The sequence below is a fragment of the Luteimonas gilva genome (assembly GCF_005239095.1).
In the GTDB taxonomy this organism is placed as follows: domain Bacteria; phylum Pseudomonadota; class Gammaproteobacteria; order Xanthomonadales; family Xanthomonadaceae; genus Luteimonas_C; species Luteimonas_C gilva.
Map to the genome: position 1 here is coordinate 11,325 of NZ_SZUA01000003.1, position 20,168 is coordinate 31,492.

General features: G+C 66.5%; 17 protein-coding genes. 7 read left to right on the forward strand and 10 right to left on the reverse strand.

What is annotated here, in order from left to right; all coding sequences use genetic code 11:
• The first annotated feature begins 81 nt into the window (after nucleotides 1–81).
• Together FCE95_RS13685 and FCE95_RS13690 are read left to right on the forward strand one after the other, a co-directional pair.
• Nucleotides 82–855 (forward strand): hypothetical protein, encoded by a 774-nt coding sequence (locus FCE95_RS13685; protein WP_137267619.1) that lies wholly within the window; start codon nucleotides 82–84, stop codon nucleotides 853–855.
• Complete coding sequence (locus tag FCE95_RS13690; protein WP_189644774.1) at nucleotides 852–3,050, forward strand: Rv1355c family protein; 2,199 nt, start codon at nucleotides 852–854, stop codon at nucleotides 3,048–3,050. Before FCE95_RS13685 ends, FCE95_RS13690 begins: the two co-directional genes overlap by 4 nt.
• Here FCE95_RS13690 and FCE95_RS13695 read toward each other — a convergent pair.
• From FCE95_RS13695 to FCE95_RS13715, 5 genes are all read right to left on the reverse strand, one after another.
• Nucleotides 3,043–3,285: a hypothetical protein gene (locus FCE95_RS13695; protein WP_137267621.1), complete on the reverse strand. Its 243-nt coding sequence runs from the start codon at nucleotides 3,283–3,285 to the stop codon at nucleotides 3,043–3,045. The genes FCE95_RS13690 and FCE95_RS13695 overlap by 8 nt on opposite strands.
• A gap of 116 nt (nucleotides 3,286–3,401) precedes the next feature.
• Nucleotides 3,402–4,520, reverse strand: coding sequence for a winged helix DNA-binding domain-containing protein (locus FCE95_RS13700; protein ID WP_137267622.1), 1,119 nt, complete (start codon nucleotides 4,518–4,520; stop codon nucleotides 3,402–3,404).
• Nucleotides 4,517–8,347, reverse strand: coding sequence for a translocation/assembly module TamB domain-containing protein (locus tag FCE95_RS13705; RefSeq protein WP_137267623.1), 3,831 nt, complete (start codon nucleotides 8,345–8,347; stop codon nucleotides 4,517–4,519). The genes FCE95_RS13700 and FCE95_RS13705 overlap by 4 nt, the downstream gene beginning before the upstream one ends.
• On the reverse strand, nucleotides 8,344–10,119 hold the full coding sequence (locus FCE95_RS13710) for an autotransporter assembly complex protein TamA (RefSeq protein ID WP_137267624.1): 1,776 nt from the start codon (nucleotides 10,117–10,119) through the stop codon (nucleotides 8,344–8,346). The genes FCE95_RS13705 and FCE95_RS13710 overlap by 4 nt, the downstream gene beginning before the upstream one ends.
• Before the next feature lie 48 nt (nucleotides 10,120–10,167).
• Nucleotides 10,168–10,923: a helix-turn-helix domain-containing protein gene (locus tag FCE95_RS13715; RefSeq protein WP_137267625.1), complete on the reverse strand. Its 756-nt coding sequence runs from the start codon at nucleotides 10,921–10,923 to the stop codon at nucleotides 10,168–10,170.
• Nucleotides 10,924–11,039: 116 nt separating this feature from the next.
• Between FCE95_RS13715 and FCE95_RS13720 the strand changes: the two genes are divergently transcribed.
• Genes FCE95_RS13720 through FCE95_RS13730 form a run of 3 tightly spaced genes read left to right on the forward strand, consistent with a single transcriptional unit; the run spans nucleotide 11,040 to nucleotide 13,448 of the window.
• Nucleotides 11,040–11,753 (forward strand): sterol desaturase family protein, encoded by a 714-nt coding sequence (locus tag FCE95_RS13720; protein ID WP_223266906.1) that lies wholly within the window; start codon nucleotides 11,040–11,042, stop codon nucleotides 11,751–11,753.
• Nucleotides 11,750–12,247: a hypothetical protein gene (locus tag FCE95_RS13725; protein ID WP_137267626.1), complete on the forward strand. Its 498-nt coding sequence runs from the start codon at nucleotides 11,750–11,752 to the stop codon at nucleotides 12,245–12,247. Before FCE95_RS13720 ends, FCE95_RS13725 begins: the two co-directional genes overlap by 4 nt.
• Complete coding sequence (locus tag FCE95_RS13730; RefSeq protein WP_137267627.1) at nucleotides 12,240–13,448, forward strand: DCC1-like thiol-disulfide oxidoreductase family protein; 1,209 nt, start codon at nucleotides 12,240–12,242, stop codon at nucleotides 13,446–13,448. The genes FCE95_RS13725 and FCE95_RS13730 overlap by 8 nt, the downstream gene beginning before the upstream one ends.
• An 18-nt stretch (nucleotides 13,449–13,466) precedes the next feature.
• Here FCE95_RS13730 and glyS read toward each other — a convergent pair whose 3' ends face one another.
• Entirely contained in the window at nucleotides 13,467–15,506 is a 2,040-nt protein-coding gene (gene glyS, locus FCE95_RS13735) for a glycine--tRNA ligase subunit beta (RefSeq protein ID WP_137267628.1), read from the reverse strand.
• 118 nt (nucleotides 15,507–15,624) lie between these two features.
• Nucleotides 15,625–16,542 carry a glycine--tRNA ligase subunit alpha gene (glyQ, locus tag FCE95_RS13740; protein WP_137267629.1) on the reverse strand — a complete coding sequence of 306 codons (918 nt, stop codon included), beginning with the start codon at nucleotides 16,540–16,542 and terminating at the stop codon, nucleotides 15,625–15,627.
• Nucleotides 16,543–16,635: 93 nt separating this feature from the next.
• Here glyQ and FCE95_RS13745 point away from each other — a divergent pair, with 93 nt between their 5' ends.
• Together FCE95_RS13745 and FCE95_RS13750 are read left to right on the forward strand one after the other, a co-directional pair.
• Nucleotides 16,636–17,370 carry a glutamine amidotransferase gene (locus FCE95_RS13745; protein WP_137267630.1) on the forward strand — a complete coding sequence of 245 codons (735 nt, stop codon included), beginning with the start codon at nucleotides 16,636–16,638 and terminating at the stop codon, nucleotides 17,368–17,370.
• 56 nt (nucleotides 17,371–17,426) lie between these two features.
• On the forward strand, nucleotides 17,427–18,347 hold the full coding sequence (locus tag FCE95_RS13750; protein WP_137267631.1) for a hypothetical protein: 921 nt from the start codon (nucleotides 17,427–17,429) through the stop codon (nucleotides 18,345–18,347).
• Nucleotides 18,348–18,362: 15 nt separating this feature from the next.
• Here the strand turns inward: FCE95_RS13750 and FCE95_RS13755 are convergent, their stop codons facing one another.
• The 3 genes from FCE95_RS13755 to tatB are packed head-to-tail and all read right to left on the reverse strand — an operon-like array spanning nucleotide 18,363 to nucleotide 20,155.
• On the reverse strand, nucleotides 18,363–19,052 hold the full coding sequence (locus FCE95_RS13755) for an RDD family protein (protein ID WP_189644775.1): 690 nt from the start codon (nucleotides 19,050–19,052) through the stop codon (nucleotides 18,363–18,365).
• Nucleotides 19,045–19,806 (reverse strand): twin-arginine translocase subunit TatC, encoded by a 762-nt coding sequence (tatC, locus tag FCE95_RS13760; RefSeq protein ID WP_137267633.1) that lies wholly within the window; start codon nucleotides 19,804–19,806, stop codon nucleotides 19,045–19,047. Before tatC ends, FCE95_RS13755 begins: the two co-directional genes overlap by 8 nt.
• Entirely contained in the window at nucleotides 19,793–20,155 is a 363-nt protein-coding gene (tatB, locus tag FCE95_RS13765; protein ID WP_137267634.1) for a Sec-independent protein translocase protein TatB, read from the reverse strand. The genes tatC and tatB overlap by 14 nt, the downstream gene beginning before the upstream one ends.
• Nucleotides 20,156–20,168: the final 13 nt, after the last annotated feature.

A 20,168-nucleotide genomic window follows, 5' to 3' on the forward strand; every position in this document is an offset into this window, starting at 1 on the left:
TGATGGTGGCCACGCTGTCCGCGTTCTTTCGTCGTAAGTCCCGCCATCGCATCGACAGCGATGGGAAACGGGAGAGACGACGTGGCTATCGACGAACAAACCGACCGGCATGCCGGCCGGGCAAGCATTCCTGAGTGGGCCTCCGCCGAAGTGGGCGCCGGCAGCCTCGTGCTGTCCGGTCCGGCGTTGCGCTTGGACCTGATCGACGCGCAGCGCGACCCGGACATCGCGGCGGACTGCTACCGGAAGAAGCAAACCTGCTACGCGCGTTTCGGCGCCGCCGCGGCCTCGGTATCGCTGTCCGACGGCATTTCTGCCGAAGACCTGCATCTGGTCACCGCGACCGATTGCGATTCCGGCGCCATCGTCGCCAGCGTCAGCGTCTATCGCCGCGGAGCGGATAAGCCGCTGCCGATCGAGCGCGCCATCGGCCACCACGCGTCCATGCGAGCGGAGATCGCCGGATGGGACGGCCGCCGCATCGCCGAGATGAGCGGGTTATGGGCCGAGGACGCGTGGCGTAAGACCGGGCTCAGCGAAAGCTTGCTGCATGCGGCGATGGCCGCGTGCCGGGTCTTGGGCGCGGAAAAGATCGTCGCCTTCGGCCATCAGCATTTGCTCGGTTTCTACGAAACCGTAGGCCTGTTGCCGGATGCGAGCTTGGGACGCTTCAGCTATCCCGATCCCAGTTATGTGTCGACCGTGATGCGGGCCGATCCGCTCGGCTTCCTCACCGTGCCGGCCGGCAAACGCGCCCGCGTGTTCGGTTTCGCCGAAGGCATGGCCCGCGGCGAGCCCATCTTTTGGCGCGGCTTCGACGAATGCATCGCGGCGGAACGAGGAGTACGAGCATGACGAACGAACTTTCCGCGGCTGCGCGCTCCGGCCTTGCCGAAATCCTGCGCTGCGATCGCGAAAGCGACATGGCCCGCGTGCGCGGATTGAAGGAAGACGGCTGCGAAGCGATCGACACTCTGCACGCGCAGCTGCTGGATCTGATGCGCACGCGCGAGCCGCGGCGCAAGTTGGACGACGCCCAAGCCGAACAGGCCGTCGCCGCTTTCCTGGCCGAGCGCGGAAGCGCGTACGGCGCATGGGTGCATTACCCCTGGTCGCGGCGGCTGGTGCGCGTGCTCGAAGAGGCGGAATTCGTCTCGCTGCGCACGGACCGCAACCGGCACAAGATCACCGCTGCGGAACAGGCACGGCTGTGGAGCAAGAAGATCGGCGTGGTTGGGCTGTCGGTCGGTCAATCGGTAGCGCTCACGCTCGCCTCCGAACGCAACTGCGGCGAATTGCGGTTGGCGGACTTCGATACGGTCGAGCTGTCCAATCTCAACCGTCTGCGTTGCGGCGTCCACGAGCTGGGTTTGCCCAAGACGGTCGTGGCCGCTCGCCAGATCGCGGAAATGGATCCCTATCTGAAAGTGGTCTGCTTCGATCGGGGTTACGCCGCCGCCGACGCCGAAGCGTTCCTGCACGGTTTGGACGCGGTCGTGGACGAATGCGACAGCCTGGACGTCAAGCTCCAGCTACGCGAGGCCGCGCGCAGCCGCGGCATTCCGGTGTTGATGAACACTTCCGACCGGGGCATGACCGATATCGAGCGTTTCGACCTGGAGCCGGACCGGCCTTTGTTCCACGGACGCTTGGGCGCGGTGGCGCCCGCATCGCTCGCCGGTCTGAGCACCGAAGAGAAAATACCCGTGGTGCTCGACATCATCGGCCTGGAAACCTCGTCGCTGCGTTTGCGCGCGTCGATGCTCGAGATCGAACAGAGCATCAAGACCTGGCCGCAACTGGCTTCGGACGTCGCCTTGGGGGGCGCCGTGATCACCGATGTCGTGCGCAGGCTGATGCTGGGCGAACCGGTACGCTCCGGCCGCTACTATTTCGATCTGTCGGAAGTGGGCAAGGACGCCTCCGCGCCCGCGAGCGTGCCCGCCCAGGCCCCGGTCGCGGACGCGCCGCATCGGTCGCGCGCCTGCGCCCGCGCCCGCGACGGCGACGTGCGCGACCGCATCGTCGCCGACGCTTCGCTGGCGCCTTCGGCGGGCAATGCCCAGCCATGGGAATGGATCAAGACGCAGGGCGGATTGCTGCTGCGGCATCGCCGTTCGGCCGGCCGCAGCATGCTTTATCACGAGGACCGCGCGGCCATGGTCGGCCTCGGCGCCACGTTGGAGTCGGCGCTGCTGTCCGCCCGCCATCACGCGCACGACGCGGAAGTGCAGTGGCGATGGCGAGGCGACGACATCGCATTCGTCGCCCTCGCCGCGGCTAGCGGGGAGGCGTCGGACGCGCTCTATCCGCAACTGTTCCGACGGCGCAGCGTGCGCGCCAGGCCGAGCGAGGCGGCCCCGATCGCGCAAACTGCGCTCGATGCGCTCGATGCGCAGGCGCGCCGTTTCCCCGGCGTCGAAACGCGCTTCCTCACCGACCGCAAAGCGATCGGCGCCCTGGCGGAATTGGTCGGCGCGGCCGAACGCCTGCGGATACTGGATCCGGAGTCGCACGCCGACATGGTCAACGAGATCGCTTGGTCGAACGCCGAGCATCGCCGCGACGGAGAAGGCATTCCGATGCAGGCGCTGTCCTTGTCCGCGGCCGAAGTGGCGGGCCTGAAGGTGTTGGCCGATGCGCGCGTCGTGGCGCGCCTGGCCGATTGGCGTTTGGGCGGAGGCTTGGGCAAATTGGCGCACGACTTGGTGGCTTCCAGTTCGGCGATGGGCTTGATCTGGAGCCCGGGCGACAGTTGCGCCGACTATCTGCGCGGCGGCAGGGCGCTGCAGCGCGTGTGGCTGGAAGCCGCGAATTGGGACATCGGCCTGTGTCCGGTGACTTCGCTGTGCTATTTGTTGCGCGCCCTGCGCCGCGGCGGGCCGATGACCGCCGCGCAGACCGAGACGCTATCGGCGCTGGAGCAGGGCTTTCGCGAATTGCTGTCCTTGCCGCAAGATCGCGGCGACATCGCCTTGTTCCGCCTCTTGCCCGCGGCGGGCGAATTGGATCGGCCGCGCGCGACGCACCGGCGCGATGCGTTCAGTTGACGACGCCGGCGTTCAACCGTGCCGCCAACGAGCGGATTTTGGCCAATTGCTCGTCGGAAGCTTCCAGCGCTTGCCGCAGCGAAGCGTCGCCGCCGGAGAATCGGGCGACGACGCCCATCTGGGCGTTGATGTGGAACTCCCACAAGGCGCGCAAGCTGCGGACGATCAGGTCGCGCTCTTTGGCGTCCAGTTCGATCCTCAACGGCGCCGAGTTCTTGTCCATACCGGTCGTCATCGCCGCTTCCTCGCTTCGGGCTTCCTGCCTAACGGAATGCCTTCGGGCCGATGGCCACGATCGCGCCGGCGGCGCGATGAAGTGAGAGACCGGTCACGGACGAGCGACCGGAACGTTCAGGGCAAGACGGGCAGTCCGAGAAAGGCGGCATAGCGTCGTGTTGCCGACGCAGCGCCGTTCCTTTCATCGCGGCGCAGCGGTCGCAGTTCGGACAAATCCACGGCGAGGGACGCTTGTCTCGCCCTGCGTTTCCAAGTGGCGGCCACGCTTCCCGCACTGACCAGGCTAGCGTTGAACAGTCCATTGATGCCGATCACGCGCGGGCCGAAGAAAGGATCCAGCGGAATGTCGCGGTCGCGATAAGCGACCAGATATTCGTCGAACGGCGGCAGCAGATGGATCTGCTTCGCGGGAGCGGTGCGCTCGAACGTATCGGCGGAGAACCAGTACGTCGCGCCGCCGAGGGTTTCGTGCGCGAGACTGGCCTTGGCGGCGTCGATCGCGGCGTGCACGTCCTTGAGCGTCAGGCTCGACCACCAGGCCAGGTCGTGCGCGGTAGCCGGTCCGTGGCTGCCGAAGTAACGCGACGCCAACGTTGCCAGCGCCTCTTCGCGCGGCAACGGTTTCGAAGCAGGCAACCAGGCATCGGCCAACACATAACTCGCCTGCTTGCCGATCTTCGGCCCGCCGCAGATCACCGCGTCCTGCGACAACTGGCCGAGGATGTTGATGCCGCGCGATTCGCCGGTTGCGATGCCGGCCGCTTCGAAAGCGTCGTACAAAGCCGTGCGCGCGACCGGTTCGCCGCTGCGCAGGACTTTTTCGGCGATCTTGCGGCAGCGTTTCATCGCCGCGGCGTCCAGGCCGTACATGCGCTCGATGCGGCCGGCATTCAACGCGGACATGCGCGCGCCGGTCAGCGCCAGCATCCAGCGCACGTCTTCGGCGGCGAGCAGATGCAGGGTGCCGCGCATCGGCCAGGTGCGGACGATTTTTTTCTGGGCGATGGCGCGTTCGATGTCGGCTTCGGTCGTGCCTTGCGTGCGCAAACCCACCGCCCACAGCGAGCCGTAGTAGTCTTGCGCCTGCATCGCCAGCAAGCGCGACACCGTCTGTTCCGGCGTGCCGGCGAACGGTTCGGAAATGCCGAGGTTGGCCAAACGCGAGGCCGCGAAGCGCGGGTAGTGCGCGGGCGGTTTGCGTGCGGCCGTTTTGCGCGGAGCGGCGGGACTCATTTTTCCTTGCGCCAGTTGATCGAAGCGCGGTTCTCCACCGTGCTCGATTCGATCTGCACGTCGAAGCCCTTGCGCAGCAGATACTTCAAGGTCAGCACCTGGCCGGAACCGACCAGCGACACGCCGTAGCCCACGTACAAGCGCGGCGACAGGTATTTGCCCACGCCCACCACCGAACCGCCGAGCGCGCGCGATTGGCTGACGCCGGCATCGTCGAACCCGAGCTTGGCGCCGAGTTGCGACGCCAGCACGCCGCTGCCCGCCGCGAGCGCCGCCGAAGCCGCATCCACTTGTTGCGCTTCGCCGCCGGTCGCGCCTTCCAGGCTGCGGCCGAGCACCAGATACGCCATCGCTTCGGAACGCTGCATCGCCGGATCCGACCACACCGCCGCGCGCGGCGCCTGCGCGCGGCCGGTGACGTCGATGCCGGCGGTGACGTCGCCCACTTGCCGCTGCGCGCGGATGTTGACGATCGGATCGGAAACGATGCTGTTGTTCCAGCTCAACTCGCCGCGGGTGATGTCCAACTGCTGGCCGTAAGCCTTGTACTTGCCGTCCACGTCGAGCCGGCCGTTGGCCACCATCTCGCGGCCCGGACGCGCGCGCACCTGCATGCGTCCGCCGATCTTGCCGGTCAGGCCGAAGCCCTTCATGTTGACGTCGTCGCCCAGCACCACCGCCAGATCCATATCCAGCGGCGAGCTCGGCGCCGCTTCCGGATCTTCCGGGTCCAGCACCACCACGTCCTCGGACGCGGACACGCCCATTTCCAGGCGTTCCAAATCGATGTCCGCTGAAGGCACAGTGACTTCGCCGCGCAGCTGCATGGTCTTGTCGACGATGCCGAACTGCAGGTTCGGATTCGCCACCGCGCGCAACTGCGGCGTGTCCGCGACCAGCACGTTTTCGCCGCGGATGTTGAGCTGCAGCGGCGTCGCTTGGCCGTACCAGGACAAGCCGCCATCGACGGTGAGCGTGCCTTCGCCGGTCTTCACCGAACCGGCGATGCGCGCCGAACCATCGGGCTGCGCGTCCAGACGCATGCGGCCTTCGCTCAGATTCAAACCCAGTGCGGGCAATTCGCCCTTGAAGTTGGTCAGGTCGGCTTGGCCGCCGAGCGCCGGCTTCGCGCGCGTGCCGCTCAGGCTGACGTGGCCTTCGATCAAGCCTTCCGGCCGCACCAGATCCGGCGAGAACAGTTCCAGCCAGAACAGGCGCGACATGTTGAGATAGATGTCGCCGGTGAGCGGCGCGTAATCGTCCCACCCGGTAGCGACGCGCGCATCGATGTAGCCGTCGCCCTTGAAACCGGTGCCCAGCCGCGCCTGGATCTTCAGCGGATCGAAATCGGCGTCGAAAGTGAAATTGTCGTAGCGGACGATCTCGCGCTTGGTCTTGTCGCCGATGCGCAGGCCGCCGTCGAGCGAAGCGACATGGACCTTGCCTTCCCAGGCGTTGCCGCGCGGCTTGAGATAACCGTCGACGCTGACTTCCCCGCGCAGCAGCAGCGGCCGGCCCTCGTTCGGCGGCAGCCACGGCTGGATCAAGGTCAGCGGCAAAGCGGCGGCTTTCACGGTCACGCCTTGCTGCGGCCAGATCGCATTCGCGCACAACTCGCCGCCGCCTTCTGCGCCGAGACAGGCTTCGCTCAAACTAAAGGAAGGCGGATTGACGATGAACGGCGCCGGCGCGCGCAAACGCCAGGCTGCGCCTTTCGACGGAGTGAGTTGCAACGTCGCCAGCGTGCCTTGCCAGCGCGCGCCGGTGCGGCGCGCGTTGCCGGACAAGACGATGGCGCCCATCGCGTTGCGCGCATCGCCGTCCAGTTCCAGGTTTTCGATCGCGCCGCGCGCGTCGAAGCGCAGCGAATCCAGCGCCATGCCAGCTGCAACGTTCGTGCCGCGTACCGCGAGTTGGCCGCCGCCGCCGCGCCAAGGCAGACGGCCTTTGATCGACAGACTTTCGGCCGCGTATCCGCTCCACTTTACGCCGCTGCCGGTCAGATCGGCGGTGATGTCGGGCGTATCGCGGCTGCCTTTGAGCAGCACGTTGCCGCGCAGCGTGCCGGCGGCATCGGGCAACAGATCGTCGAGCTGCAGCGGCTGCAGGTTCGCGGTGATGTCGATTTTGTCGCCGACCTTGCCCTTGGCGTCGATCTTGCTGTTGCCGAGTTTCAACGCGAGATCGCCTTCGCCCTGCTCGCCGTGCAGCGCGAATTTGCCGCGGCCCTGCAGCGGACGGCCGCGCAATTTGCCGCTCAGCGACGGCACGTCGACCGTCGCGTCGAAACCGCCGGCTTCGCCGTCGGCCGTCGGCGAGCGTTGCTTGCCCTTGCTCGCGAGCTGGCCGGAGACGTTGCCGTCCCAGCCCGGCGCGAAATAGCCGGGATCGAAACCGGCGAGCTTGGCCTGCAGGTCCCAATCCAGCACCGGCGTCCAACCGATCTTGCCGTTCGCGTCCAGCGTACCGGTCGGCATCTTGGCGCGCAGCGTTTTCAGCGTCGCGCGTTCGGTGTCGCCGCGCGCGTCGAGGTCGACGGTCGCCTTCTGATCGCCGCGCGCGATGCGCGCGTTGCCGATCGCGGCCCAATCCTTCACTTGTCCGGCGATGCCCAAATCGGCATCGACCGCGATCGGCACCGGCGCCGCCACGCCCTTGGGCTGCGCAGGATCCGGCGCGGCGCCGAACTTGAAGCCGCGCGCGTTCACCGCGAAACGGAACTTGCCTTCTTCCGGCTTCGCGAAATCGGCGGTGCCGCGCAGCGTGGCGCGGCCTTCGTAAGCGTCGACCACGAGCGGCGCGACGGTCAGCACCTGATCGTCCAGTTTCACGTTCGAAGGCTGCAGCGTCAGCGCCATGTCGCCTTGCGCGACGCGGCCCTGCAATCGCGCCGAGCCGCCCTTGCCGTCGGCCTTCAGATCGAACGACAGCGGCTGCGCTTCGCTCGCCGCGGCGCCGTCTTCCGGCGGCAACAGCAAGGCCAGGTCCAGCGCTTCGGTCTTGGCCGAGAAATGCCAGACCGGATCTTCCTTGCCGGTGAAGGTCAGCGAGGCGCGCAGCGGCGCCGGCGCGTTGCCGGACACGATCACGTCCATCTTCGACAGATCGCCTTGCGCGTTCAGCGACAGCTTCGCCGGCGTGCGCCCGCGCGGCGCGGGGAAGGTCGCGCTGCCGATCAGATGCGTGCGGTAGTCGCGCTTGGGCATGTAGTCGCCGCTCAGCGCGAAATCGCCGCGGTCGCTGTCGATCGTCAGTCGTTCCGCATGCACCAAACCGGTGGCGAGGTCGACGCCGCCGCGCAGCTTGCGGATGTCGATGATGTGTTCGCCGCCCTGGCTGATGTCGAAGCCGTCGATCACCAGCGAATCGGCCTGGATCGCCAGCGGCATTTCGATATTGGGCAGCGATTCGGGCCAGCTCGGCAGCTTGAACGGCTCGTCGCTCTTGGGCACGTCGAGCGTCGCGTCGGTCAGCTGCATCGCATCCAAACGCAAGCGCCGGCCGAGCAGCGGGCGGATGTCCGGATCCAGATAGGCGCGTTGCGCGGTGAAATGGATCTTGTCCCAGCGGAAATCCAAATCGTGCAGGATCAGCGGCCCGGCCAGCGGACCTTCGACCTTGCTCCAGGTCAGCGACGAATTGGCGGGCAATCGCGCGATGATCTGCGCCAGCAGCACATCGCGTCCGGCCACGGTCTGCAGCAACCAATACAGCAACACCGCCGCGCCGATCGTCAGCAGCGCGACCGATGCGCCCGACCAGGCCCAGAATTTTTTGCGCCGGTAGAAACGCCGACGCGGAGCAGGGCCGGACGCGGGCGCGTTCACAGATCCGCCCCGATGTTCAGATACACCTGGAACGAGGAGTCCGGATCGTTCAAGCCGCGCGCGATGTCGATGCGCACCGGCCCCACCGGCGATTTCCAGCGCAGGCCGATGCCGACGCCGGTGTGCAGGTCCGGTGTGTCGTCGAACGCACTGCCGGTATCGACGAACACCGCGCCGCCCCAGTTGCTGCCGTCCAGATAGCGCTCGTATTCGGCGGTGGCGGTGAACATGTGCTTGGCGCCGAGCGCGAAATTGTCCGGCGGCGGCGTGCGGGGGCCGACTTCGCGGTAGGCGTAGCCGCGGATGCTGCGGTCGCCGCCGGCGAAGAAACGCAGGCTGGGCGGCATCGCGACCAGATCGTCGGTGAGCGTGGTGCCGAACTCGCCGCGCAGGATCAGCCGGCTGTTCTGGTCGATGCCCAGGAACCAGCGCAGGCTGCCGTACAACTGCGCGAAATTGGCGTCGGAGCCGACGCTTTTCAGGCCGCCGCGCAAAGAAGCGCTGGCGCTGAAGCCGCGGCGCGGAAACAGCTTGTCGTCCACGTCCACGTAATCGGCGCGCAGTTCGGGATAGAACAGCGTGGAATACTGGTAGATGCGGCGGCCTTCGTCGTCGGTGTCGCCGTAGTTCCAGCGTTCGCGCAGCGCGTTGATCGAAGCGATCGCGGTGAGCTTGTCGTTGATCTCGCCGCTGCGCGCGGCGCTGAGCTTGATGTTGCGCAGGTCGATGTAATCGGTCTGCTCGTCGTAGGCGTTGAAGGTGCCGGTGTACCAGCCGTCCAGCCATTTGAAGGCCGGGATGCGGTATTGCGTGGTCAGGCTCTTGCGGTTCTGCGCGTAGTCGAGTTGGTTGTTGAGCTTATGGCCGCGCGAATTCACGTAGCGGCGTTCGATGCCGGTGCGGAAACCGGCGCCGCTCTCGCTGCCGTAGCTGAGGCCGACGGTGTAGACGGTGCGCTTGGCGCGCTTCAGGGTCACGTCCACCGGCACCTCGCCGTCGACGGCTTTTTCCGGATGCGGTTCCATGTCGATCGAGCTGAAGTAGTCCAGCTTGGTCAGCGATTCGCGCAACCGGTCCAGCTTGCCCTGGTGCCAGTAGCTGCCTTGCTTCCAATACACCAGCGGATCGAACAGGCCGGGCTTGAAATAGCCGTCGTGGAAAGTGATCGGGCCCATGTCGTAGCGGCGCCCGCTGTCCCAGGTCAGGTCGATGTCGGCGGCGCGCTCGGCGCGCGTCACCGACACTTGGCGCTGGGTGAAATCGGCGTCGAAATAGCCGCGGTCGGACAGGCGCCGGGTGATCGCGATCTTGCTGGCTTCGTAGGTCGTGTGGTCGAACACGTCGCCCGGGCGCGGCTTGAACGCGGCCAGGTCTTCCTTCAGATAACGGTCGTCGCCGCCTTCGCCGCTGATCGCGATGTTGGAGCGCCGCACCGTCACCGGCTCGCCCTTGTCGACGGCGATGTTGACGGTGAGCCGTTCGCCGTTGCGCGGCGCGTCTACCGTCACTTTCGGCGAGTAGTAGCCAAACGGTTCCAGCGCCTGCTTGGTCTGCTTCTCGGCCTGTTCCAGCAGGTATTCCAGCCGCGATTCGCCCTGCGGCTTGCCGATGGTCTCGTACAGGGACAGCTTGACCTGGATGTTTTCAATGATCGCGGCGTCGGCTTTCTTGTCCAGCCCTTGGATCTGGACCTTGTCGATCGTGCCCCGGGCCTGCGCCTGCGTGGCGGCGAACGACAGCAGGGCGGCGAGAAGGGCGGGGGACAATCTCATGCCCGCAGGATACCGGGAATGGATGTCGGGCAGAAGGCGGCGCAACCGCTATAGGAAGACTTTGCGGTCCTTGCTCCGCCGCAAGCGGGTGAACTCGCTGAACTCCCAAGGCCGCGTGCCGGCGAACAGGCTGACGCCGTAGCGTTCGCTCGCCGGTAGATGCAGATCGTCGGCGACGAGGCGATCGAAATCCTTCGCCAGCTGATCCATCAGTGTTTGCAGCTTGAGCACCGAAGCGCGCGACAGCATGCCGCCGACGAACAGCATCTTCTCGCCCGGCGCGTCGAAGCGCGTAGCCAGGAATTCGCGCAGCACGCGTTCGCTGAAATAGCGCTGGATCGGGCCGTCCTTGCGCCAACCGAAATTGCGCGCGGCGCGGATCCGGATACGGCCGAAAGGATGCAGTTCGATCAGCCCGAGTTTCTCCAGCTTAGCCAGGTGCCGGAACAGTTCCGGTTCGTCGAAGCGGAAGATGTCGATGATCTCCGGTTGGGTCCAACGGTTCAGCACCAGGTACGACACCAAGAGCAGGGCTGGTTCGGACAGCAGAGCCTTTTCCTGCGGCTGAGTCATCTGGGTGAGCAGAGGTTGTTGTTGCGCGCTCAACGCGACCAGATCGGAGAATTCCATACCCAGCCAATCGCAGAGGCGCTCGATGCGCGCCAGGCTTAGCGTGCCGCGCGAGAACAGGCGTTTGACGCTGGCCTCGCTGATCCGCAGCACCGTGGCTGCGTCGGCATAGGTGCGGCCGCGCTCGCGCAGCGCGCGTTTGAGGGCGGTATGCAGCGATTTGGCCTGGCTCATGGGGAAAAAAGTATCATTTTTTGATACCAGGGTGGCTAGGAATGGCGATAGCGACGAAATAAGTTGCCTGAAAGGCTACCTGGACCGACATTGCGGCCATTCCAAGGGGGTGCGCGATGTCGACGATTTTGTGGGTGCTCGCGGTCGCGGCGGCGATGATCGCGATCGAATGCCGCCGTCCCGGCAGCGCCTTGCCGCGGGTGCCGGGTTTCTACGCACGGGCCGCGCTGCTCAACTTGGTGCAGGCCGCGATCGCCTGGCTGGCGACGATGACCTGGGACCGCTGGCTGCCTGGGCTGAGCCTCTGGCGCCTGGCCTTGCCGACGGTGCCTGCGGCGCTGATGGGCTACGTGCTGATCACCTTCGTCTATTACTGGTGGCACCGGGCGCGCCACGAATCGCGATTCCTATGGCGCTGGCTGCATCAAGTGCACCACAGCGCCTCGCGCCTGGAAGTAGCGACCAGCTTTTACAAGCATCCGTTCGAGATCGCGATCAACGGCGCGCTGTCGAGCGCGCTGGTTTATCTGGTCTTGGGCCTGGATCCGGCGGCGGCGACGCTGGCGGTGACGATGACCGGCCTAGCCGAACTCTTCTACCACTGGAACGTGCGCACGCCGCACTGGCTGGGCTATTTGATCCAGCGCCCGGAAAGCCACCGCGTGCACCATCAGCGCGGCCGTCACCGCATGAACTATTCCGACCTGCCGCTGTGGGACCTGATGTTCGGCACTTTCCACAATCCGCGCACGAGTCCGGAGCGTTGCGGATTTTCGGGCGAGCGCGAACGCCAGTTGGGCCGGATGCTGCTGGGGAGGACGCCGCTGTGAGCGCGTTGCGCATCAACATCGCCGCCGCCGTTTTGATCGTGCTGGCCGTGGCCCAGCCTATCGCCGACATCGCGGCCATGCCCAAGCTGAAAGCGGCGTTGGCCGCGACCCAGGCGGCGCCCGCGATGAAAGTGTTCACCGCGCAACAGGGTTTCGAAACCTATGCGGCGCGTTATTTCGTTTCGTGGCGCGCGCCGGACGGCAGCGCGCGCCGCGTCGAACTGACGCCGGAGATTTATGGCCGCATGCAAGGTCCGTACAACCGGCGCAACGTGTACGGCGCGGCATTGTCCTACGGGCCGGTACTGCGCAGTTCGCCGTTGACGAAGCCGATGGCCGACAGCGTCGCAAATTACGCCTTCTGCGAACCGGGCGGTCTGTTGCGCGAACTGCGCCTGACCGAACACCGGCCCGGCGGCGCGACGATCGAACTGGCGCCGCGCCGCGCGCCGCAACGCGACTACGAACTCGCCTGGAGCGTGTCCTGTGACTGATCCGCTGCGTACCTACGGACAGTACCGCCTGATCCGCATCCTTTTGGGCGGCTATCTGCTCGCGCATTTCCTGCAGCTGCTGCCGTGGGGCGCGGAAGTGTTCGCGCAGGGCGGAGCCGTCGCCCGCGCCGAGTTGAGCCCGCTGATGGGCGTGCTGCCCAATCCTTTGTCTTGGAGCGATGCGCCAGGGATGGCGACCTTGCTGTTGTGCTTGGGCGCGGCGGCTTCGATCGCGCTGATCGTCGGCCGCGCCAGCCGCTTCGGCGCCGTGCTCGCCGCCTGCGTTTTGGCTTGGCTGTACGCGCGCAACCCGCTGATCGCCAATCCCAGTTTGCCGGTGGTCGGCTGGATGCTGTTGTTCCACGCTTGCCTGCCTCTGCCGCGCACGCTGGAAGAACGCGCCGCATGGCGCATCCCGCAGCCGATGGTCGTCGCCTCGTGGGTGCTGCTGGCGGCGGCCTATACCTACAGCGGGTACACCAAGCTGCTCAGCCCGAGCTGGGTGTCGGGGGATGCGATCGGCTACGTGCTGCAGAATCCGCTGGCCCGCGACCATGCCTTGCGCGAAGCGCTCGCCGGCCAGCAAGGCTTGCTGCGCGCGCTCACCTGGGGCGTGCTGTATCTGGAGTTGTTGTTCGCGCCGCTAGCCTTGTCCTCGCGGCTGCGGCCTTGGCTGTGGCTGGGTATGCTCGGCGCTCAATTCGGGTTCCTCGCGTTCCTGCGCTTCGCCGATCTGACTTTTCCGATGCTGCTGATCCACCTGCTGACCTTCGATCCGCGCTGGCTGCCGGGCCGGGTCGCGCAGGCGACGCTGTACTACGACGGCGAGTGCGGTTTCTGCCATCGCTTGATCCGCTTCGCGGCGCTGGAAGACGCCCGCGGGCTGATCCGCTTCGCGCCGCTGCAGAGTCGCGATGGCGCGGACAATTCGCTCGTCTTGCCGGCCGGACGCCGCGGCGACACCATCGTGCTGCGCAGCGCCGACGGCGACATCGCCATGCGCTCCGACGCGGTCATCGAAACGCTGCTCAGGCTCGGCGGCCTGTGGACGGTTTGCGGCGCGATCCTGGTGCTGGTGCCGCATCCGCTGCGCGATATCGGTTACGGCGCGGTCGGCCGAATTCGCCGGGCATTGGCGCCGAAACCGCAGGCGCTGTGTCCTATGCTGCCGGTAGGTTTGCAGGCGCGGTGGTTGGCGTAGGGTGGGCCTTGGCCCACCCTACGCCGACAGATGCTCGATCGCGGCGACGCTGCCCAGCCGATCCGCAAGGCGCTTCAGCAAAGCGAGTCGATTGCCGCGCACGGCCGGGTCGTCCGCGTTCACCATGACGCCGTCGAAGAAGGCGTCGACTTGCGGGCGCAGGCGCGCGAGGCGGCCGAGCACGGCGACGTAATCGCGCTTGGCCAGGGCGTGGTCGGTGTCGGCGATGGCTTGGGCCACCGCGTCGTGCAGTTCGCGTTCGGCCGGTTCGGAGAACAACTTCGCGTCGACGCTGTCCGGAATGGCGCCTTCGGCTTTCTTCAGGATATTGCGGATGCGCTTGTTGGCGGCGGCGAGGGCTTCGGCTTCGGGGAGTCTCGAGAATTCGGCGATCGCTTTGAGGCGGCTGTCGAAGTCCGGCAGCGACGTCGGCGCCGACCGCAGCGCGTTGGCGACCGATTCGAACTGCTGCGGGGTGTAGCCCTGGTCGGCGTAATAGCCGCGCAAGCGATCGAGCACGAATTCGACGACTTCGCCGTCGGCGCGCGCGGCCAGATCGATGCCGATGCCGCCTTCGATCAAAGTGCGCGCCAAGCCCAATGCGTTGCGGCGCAGCGCGAAAGGATCCTTGTTGCCGGTCGGCTTCAAGCCGGCCTGGAAACCGCCGGAAAGCGTATCCAGCCTTTCCGCGATGGCGACGGCCTTGCCCAGCGGCGACGGCGCGATCGCATCGCCCGCGAACCGCGGCATATAAGCCTCGTCGATCGCATGGGCGACCTCCAGCGGCTCGTTCTCGACGGCGGCGTAATAGCGTCCCGCGATGCCCTGCAACTCCGGGAATTCGTTCACCAAACGCGACTGCAGATCCGCTTTCGACAATTCCGCCGCGCGCCGCACGAGTTTCGGGTCGACGCCGACTTCGCCGGCGATGGCTTCCGCCAGCGCCGCCACGCGCGCGACTTTGTCGGCGACGGTGCCGAGCTTGGCCTGGTAGGTCACGGTTTTCAGGCCTTCGTTCATCGAAGCCAGGCCTTGCTTCATGTCCTCGACGAAGAAGAACTTGGCGTCGGCGAAGCGCGGGCGGATCACGCGTTCGTAGCCCTTGCGGATCTCGGCTTCGTCCTTGGATTCGATGTTGGCGATGCCGATGAAGTTTTCGGTCAGCTTGCCGCTTTCGTCCAGCAAGGGGAAAAACTTTTGGTTGCTCTCCATCGTTGCGATCAGTGCTTCCTGCGGGACCGCAAGAAACTCATGTTCGAACGAACACAGGACAGGAGCGGGCCACTCGACTAGGCAATTGACCTGTTCGAGATTGTCGTCGTCGATTCGCGGAGTGCGTCCAATCAAGCCCGCCATCGTAGTTACGGTAGTCACGATGCGCTCGCGGCGCTCGTCCGGATCGGCCAGCACCTTGGCGCCGCGCAGCGCGTCCAGATAATCGCCGGGCTGGTTGATCCACACCGGCTTGTCGTGCATGAAGCGATGGCCGCGGCTCATCCGGTCGGACTTCGCGCCGAGCACGGCGCCCTCGATCACGTCCTTGCCCAGCAGCATCACCAGCCAATGCACCGGCCGGGCGAAGGCGTAGTCGTGATCGCCCCAGCGCATCGGCTTGGGGATCGGCATCGCCGCGATCGCCTCGCCGGCGATGTCGGGCAGCAGATCGCGGGTGCGCGCGCCGGGCTTGACCGCGCGATGCACGAAGCGCTCGCCCTTGGCGTCGCTGGTCTTCTCCAACTGCGTCCACTCGACGCCGGACTTCTGCGCGAAACCTTGCAAGGCCTTGGTCGGCTCGCCGTTCGCGTCGAGCGCGATGTTGAGATAGGGGCCGAGCACTTCGGATTTCTGTTCCGGCTGCTCGAGCGCGACGCCCGGCAACAGCGCGGCCAGGCGGCGCGGCGCGTATAGCGGCTTGGCGCCTTCGCGATCGAAAGCGATGCCGCGTTTGGCCAGGCCGTCGATCACGTTGTCGAAGAAGGCCTGGGCCAGGCCGGGCAGGGCCTTGACCGGAAGTTCTTCGGTGCCTAGTTCGATCAACAGCGGTTGCATCTGGCTCATGTGCGGCTCTTTGTGCTTTGCTTCTTCCTTCTCCCTGCGGGAGAAGGTGCCCGAAGGGCGGATGAGGGTGCGGACGAGCTGCGTCTGGATCCGATCGCAGCGTCGCTTCGCCGAACCCTCACCCCAACCCCTCTCCCGGTGGGAGAGGGGCTTTCGATCCCGGAAAACCGAGCTTCTCGCGCTGTGCGTAATACGCTTCGGCTACCGCTTGCGACAGTTTGCGCACGCGCAGGATGTAGCGCTGGCGTTCGGTCACCGAGATCGCGCGGCGCGCGTCGAGCAGGTTGAAGCTGTGCGAAGCCTTGCAGACCTGGTCGTAGGCCGGCAACGGCAGGCCCAGTTCGACCAGCTTCAGGGCTTCCTTTTCGCAGGCGTCGAAGCGATGGAACAGCTCGGCCACGTCGGCGTGCTCGAAGTTGTACGCGGACTGCTCGACTTCGTTCTGGTGATAGACGTCGCGGTAGGTCACCGCGCCCTGCGGGCCGTGCGTCCAGACCAGGTCGAACACGTTGTCGACGTTCTGCAGATACATGCACAGCCGTTCCAGGCCGTAGGTGATCTCGCCGGTCACCGGTTTGCATTCGATGCCGCCGGCCTGCTGGAAATAGGTGAACTGGGTGACTTCCATCCCGTTCAACCACACTTCCCAGCCCAGGCCCCAGGCGCCGAGCGTCGGCGATTCCCAGTTGTCTTCGACGAAACGCAGGTCGTGCACCAGCGGATCGATGCCCAGCGCCACCAGCGAACCGAGATACAGCTCCTGGATGTTGTCGGGATTGGGCTTCATCACCACCTGATATTGGTAGTAACGCTGCAGGCGGTTCGGGTTCTCGCCGTAACGGCCGTCGGTGGGGCGGCGGCAGGGCTGCACGTAGGCCGCATTCCACGGCTCGGGGCCGAGCGCGCGCAGGAAAGTGGCCGGATGGAAGGTGCCGGCGCCGACTTCCAGATCCAGCGGCTGGATCAGTACGCAGCCCTGTTCCGCCCAATAGGCGTTGAGGCGCTGGATCAACTGCTGGAAAGTGGGTCCGGGCATCGTGGTCCTGGTGCGGGGCGCGAACGGCGGCGGCGAGGGCCGGTTAGTATACGGGTCGGTCCGCTCCGGACCGGCGTTCTAGCTCGTCAGGACATGTCTTCCGATACTCCTTTTCTGATCGTCGAGACCGGCCAGCCGGTGGCGTCGATGCGCCGCCATGGCGGCTTTCCGCACTGGATCCGCGTCGCCGCCGGCTTGCGCGCCGACGAAGCGGTGGTGGCCCGGGTCGAACAGGGCGACGAACTGCCGCAACGCGAAGGTTTCGCCGGCGTCATCGTCACCGGTTCGGGCGCGATGGTCACCGAGCGCCGCGACTGGAGCGAACGCAGCGCGCAGTGGCTGCGCGAGGCCGCGCACGCCGGCGTGCCGCTGTTCGGCATCTGCTACGGCCATCAGCTGCTGGCGCACGCGCTGGGCGGCGAAGTCGGCGACCATCCGGCCGGGCGCGAGATGGGCACGATCGGCCTGGAACTGCATCCACCGGCCGCGGACGATCCGCTGTTCGCCGGTTTGCCCGAGCGTTTCCCGGCCCAAGCCACGCATCTGCAGACGGTGTTGCGCGCGCCCGAGGGCGCGACCGTGCTGGCCAAGTCGGTGCACGACGCCTGCCACGCCTTCCGTTGGGGCGATCGCGTCTGGGGCGTGCAGTTCCATCCCGAATTCAGCGCCGCGCACATGCGCGGCTACGTGCGCGCGCGGCGCGAGGCGTTGGTCCAAGAAGGCCGCGACTGGCGCGCGGTGTCGGCGAACGTGACCGCGGCGCCGCAGGCGCGGCGCGTGCTGCGGCGTTTCGTCAAGCACGCGCGCAGCGGTTTCCGCGGCCGCTGATACCATCGGCAGTATGACGCGCGACTCGCTCGCGTTCGAAGGGATAAGGAAACGACATGCAGACGCGTGCGATGGGACCCGGGGCCGGCTGGCGCTGGCTGATGCAAGGGATCAATCTGGGCCGTAACAATCCGCGCGCGGTGTTCGGCGGCGCGGCGCTGCTGATCGCCGTGGTGTTGGTGCCGACGGTGATCCAGCTGATATTGCAGGTGGGCCTGAAGCTCGACAGCGAGGGCCTGATGTTCGCTCTGGGCGCTTTCAGCCTGCTGTATTCGGTGCTGGTCGTGATGCCCTTGATCGGCGGCATGCTGCGGGTGATCCACGCCAGCGAAAGCGGCCGCGAAACGCGGGCCGCCGCGATCTTCGACGTGTTCAAATCCGGTCAGGGCTACGTCCGGATCGTGGCGGTCTCGATCGCGCTGGCGGCGCTGGCGACGGTGGTGATCGGCCTGATCTTCGCGTTCCTCGGTCCCGGCGTGGCGGAGTGGTACACGCAGGCGGTCATCGCCAGCCAAAACCTGAAACCGGGCGCCGCTGCGCCGAATCTGCCGCCGTTGCCTGACGGCATCGGCGCGGTGGTCGGCCTGATCATCCTGTTCGGATTGTTCATGCAGGGCTTGCACGCGGTCGCCTTCGGCCAGATCGCGCTGACCGACCGCAGCGTTCCCGGCGCGCTGGGCGACGGCTTCATGGGCGCTTTGAAAAACCTGTTGCCGCTGCTGGTGTTGCTGGTGGCCTTCGCGGTGGCCGCCATGCTGGCGCTGGTGCTGCTGGTGCTGCTGGGCGGATTGTTGGGCGCGATCGGTTCGCTGGTCCATCCGGCCCTGGGCGAGGCGCTGGCCGCTCCGCTTTCTCTCGCCTTTCTGTTGATCCTGTACGTGGTCGTCTTCGGCGTGATGTACCACCTATGGCGCGACGTGACCGGTGCGGGCGGTTCGGCGCCGCCGGCGGATCGGAGCGGCGAAATCGAGGCCTAACGCGCCGCGATTCCGTTATTGCAGCAATGCGTTATCGACCGACGCCTGCATGGCGCTGAGCAAAGTGAGATAGAGCCAAGCGCAAGCGGCTATCGCGGCGACGATCTGCAGCCCTAGCCATAACTTCGCCCAGCCCGGCATGCTCCCGTCTTTCGCCAGTACCCGCGTGCCGGCAATCAGATCGTGTAGCGCACGCTTTTGCGGCGTCCATGCCGCCAACGCATGGCCCAGGTTGAGCGTGAGCCAGGACAGCGCGCCGGCGGCATGGCGCAGCGCCGTGCGCGGCCAGGACATGCTTTCGCCGTCCAGCCCGGCCGCGCGCAGGCCCAGCGCGCGTTTGCCGGGCGTGGCCTGCCAAGCCGAGCCTTCGAAAGCGATCCAATAGATCGCGGCGAAGACGGCGAACCAGGCGACGGGCGTCGCCGCCAGCGCGTACGTGCCGGCCGCGACGCCGCGGATCGCTTCGCGCACGTCGGAGTCCGCAGTGAGCCGATGCGCCAGCGCGACCGGATCGCCGCCTTCCATCAGCATGTCGACCATCCGCTGCGCGACCTGGTCCGACAAAGCGACGGTCGAATCCAACAGCGCGCGAGCCTGGGTCCGGATCCGCTCCGCGCTCAGCAGCCACACCGGCAGCGCGAGGATCGCCGCATCCAGCGACCAGGCCGCATAGCGCTTCCAGAACCCGGCGGGAACCTCAGCCATCGCCGGCATCGGCCGGCTCGCCGCTGTTGCGCGGCGCGACGAAGCGCGCGGCGAAGATGCCGGCTTCGTACAGCAGCATCATCGGGATCGCCAGCAGCAGCTGCGAGACGACGTCGGGCGGAGTGATGACAGCCGCGATCACGAAGATGCCGACGATCGCGTAGCCGCGCCATTCGCGCAGCTGCGCCGGCGTCACCCAGCCCAGCAGCACCAGGATCACCAGCGCCACCGGCAATTCGAAACTGGCGCCGAAGGCCAGGAAGATGACCAGCACGAAATCCAGATAGGCGTTGATGTCGGTCATCATCGCCACGCCCGACGGCGTCACCTTGTTGAGGAAGGTGAACACCGCCGGCAGCACGATGAAATAGGCGAAGGCGCAGCCGATGTAGAACAGCACCAGCGCCGACGCCAGCAGCGGCATCGCGAGCTTCTTCTCGCGCCGGTACAGGCCGGGCGCGACGAAGGCCCACAATTGGTAGAGCAGCCAAGGCATCGCGCCGACCAGGGCGACGAAGAACGCCAGCTTCAACGGCGCGAAGAACGGCGAAGCGACTTCGATCGCGATCAGCTGGCCGCCCTTGGGCAGCTTGTCCAGCAGCGGTTGCGCCAGCCAGCCGTACAGGCGGTTGGCGAACGGCAGCAGGCAGACGAACACCAGCAGCAGGCCGACCACCGCGCGCAGCAAGCGCGCCCGCAGTTCGATCAGGTGATCGAGCAGGCGGCCTTGGACTTCGTCGTCAGCGGACTGCATCGTCGTCGCGGCTCGGCGTGGGGGAGGGCGTTTCCGCAGGCCCTTCGATGGGCGGCGTCGCGTCGGGATCGCCGGGCATGCGTTCGAAATCGTGGCGGATGCGTTCGCCTTGATCGCGCAAATCCTGATCGGCCTGCCGCATCAGCTCGCGCGTGTCCTGCAGATTGCGCTTGAGTTCTTCGTGGGCCAGATCGCGTTCGAGTTCGTCCTTCACCGAATTCCATTGCGCGCGCGCGCGCCGCACCCACAGGCCGGCGAAACGCGCGGCCTTGGGCAGGCGCTCGGGGCCGAGCACGATCAGCGCGACCACGGCGATGATCAGCAGCTCGCTGAAGCCGATGTCGAACATGGCCGGGAACTAC

What these genes read in the sequence shown, in the direction of transcription:
- FCE95_RS13690 (WP_189644774.1), top strand. Translation starts at nt 852, where the DNA reads ATGACGAACGAACTTTCCGCGGCTGCGCGCTCCGGCCTTGCCGAAATC.
- FCE95_RS13695 (WP_137267621.1), bottom strand. Translation starts at nt 3,285, where the DNA reads ATGACGACCGGTATGGACAAGAACTCGGCGCCGTTGAGGATCGAACTG.
- FCE95_RS13700 (WP_137267622.1), bottom strand. Translation starts at nt 4,520, where the DNA reads ATGAGTCCCGCCGCTCCGCGCAAAACGGCCGCACGCAAACCGCCCGCG.
- FCE95_RS13710 (WP_137267624.1), bottom strand. Translation starts at nt 10,119, where the DNA reads ATGAGATTGTCCCCCGCCCTTCTCGCCGCCCTGCTGTCGTTCGCCGCC.
- FCE95_RS13715 (WP_137267625.1), bottom strand. Translation starts at nt 10,923, where the DNA reads ATGAGCCAGGCCAAATCGCTGCATACCGCCCTCAAACGCGCGCTGCGC.
- FCE95_RS13720 (WP_223266906.1), top strand. Translation starts at nt 11,040, where the DNA reads ATGTCGACGATTTTGTGGGTGCTCGCGGTCGCGGCGGCGATGATCGCG.
- glyS (WP_137267628.1), bottom strand. Translation starts at nt 15,506, where the DNA reads ATGAGCCAGATGCAACCGCTGTTGATCGAACTAGGCACCGAAGAACTT.
- glyQ (WP_137267629.1), bottom strand. Translation starts at nt 16,542, where the DNA reads ATGCCCGGACCCACTTTCCAGCAGTTGATCCAGCGCCTCAACGCCTAT.
- FCE95_RS13745 (WP_137267630.1), top strand. Translation starts at nt 16,636, where the DNA reads ATGTCTTCCGATACTCCTTTTCTGATCGTCGAGACCGGCCAGCCGGTG.
- FCE95_RS13750 (WP_137267631.1), top strand. Translation starts at nt 17,427, where the DNA reads ATGCAGACGCGTGCGATGGGACCCGGGGCCGGCTGGCGCTGGCTGATG.
- FCE95_RS13755 (WP_189644775.1), bottom strand. Translation starts at nt 19,052, where the DNA reads ATGGCTGAGGTTCCCGCCGGGTTCTGGAAGCGCTATGCGGCCTGGTCG.
- tatC (WP_137267633.1), bottom strand. Translation starts at nt 19,806, where the DNA reads ATGCAGTCCGCTGACGACGAAGTCCAAGGCCGCCTGCTCGATCACCTG.
- tatB (WP_137267634.1), bottom strand. Translation starts at nt 20,155, where the DNA reads ATGTTCGACATCGGCTTCAGCGAGCTGCTGATCATCGCCGTGGTCGCG.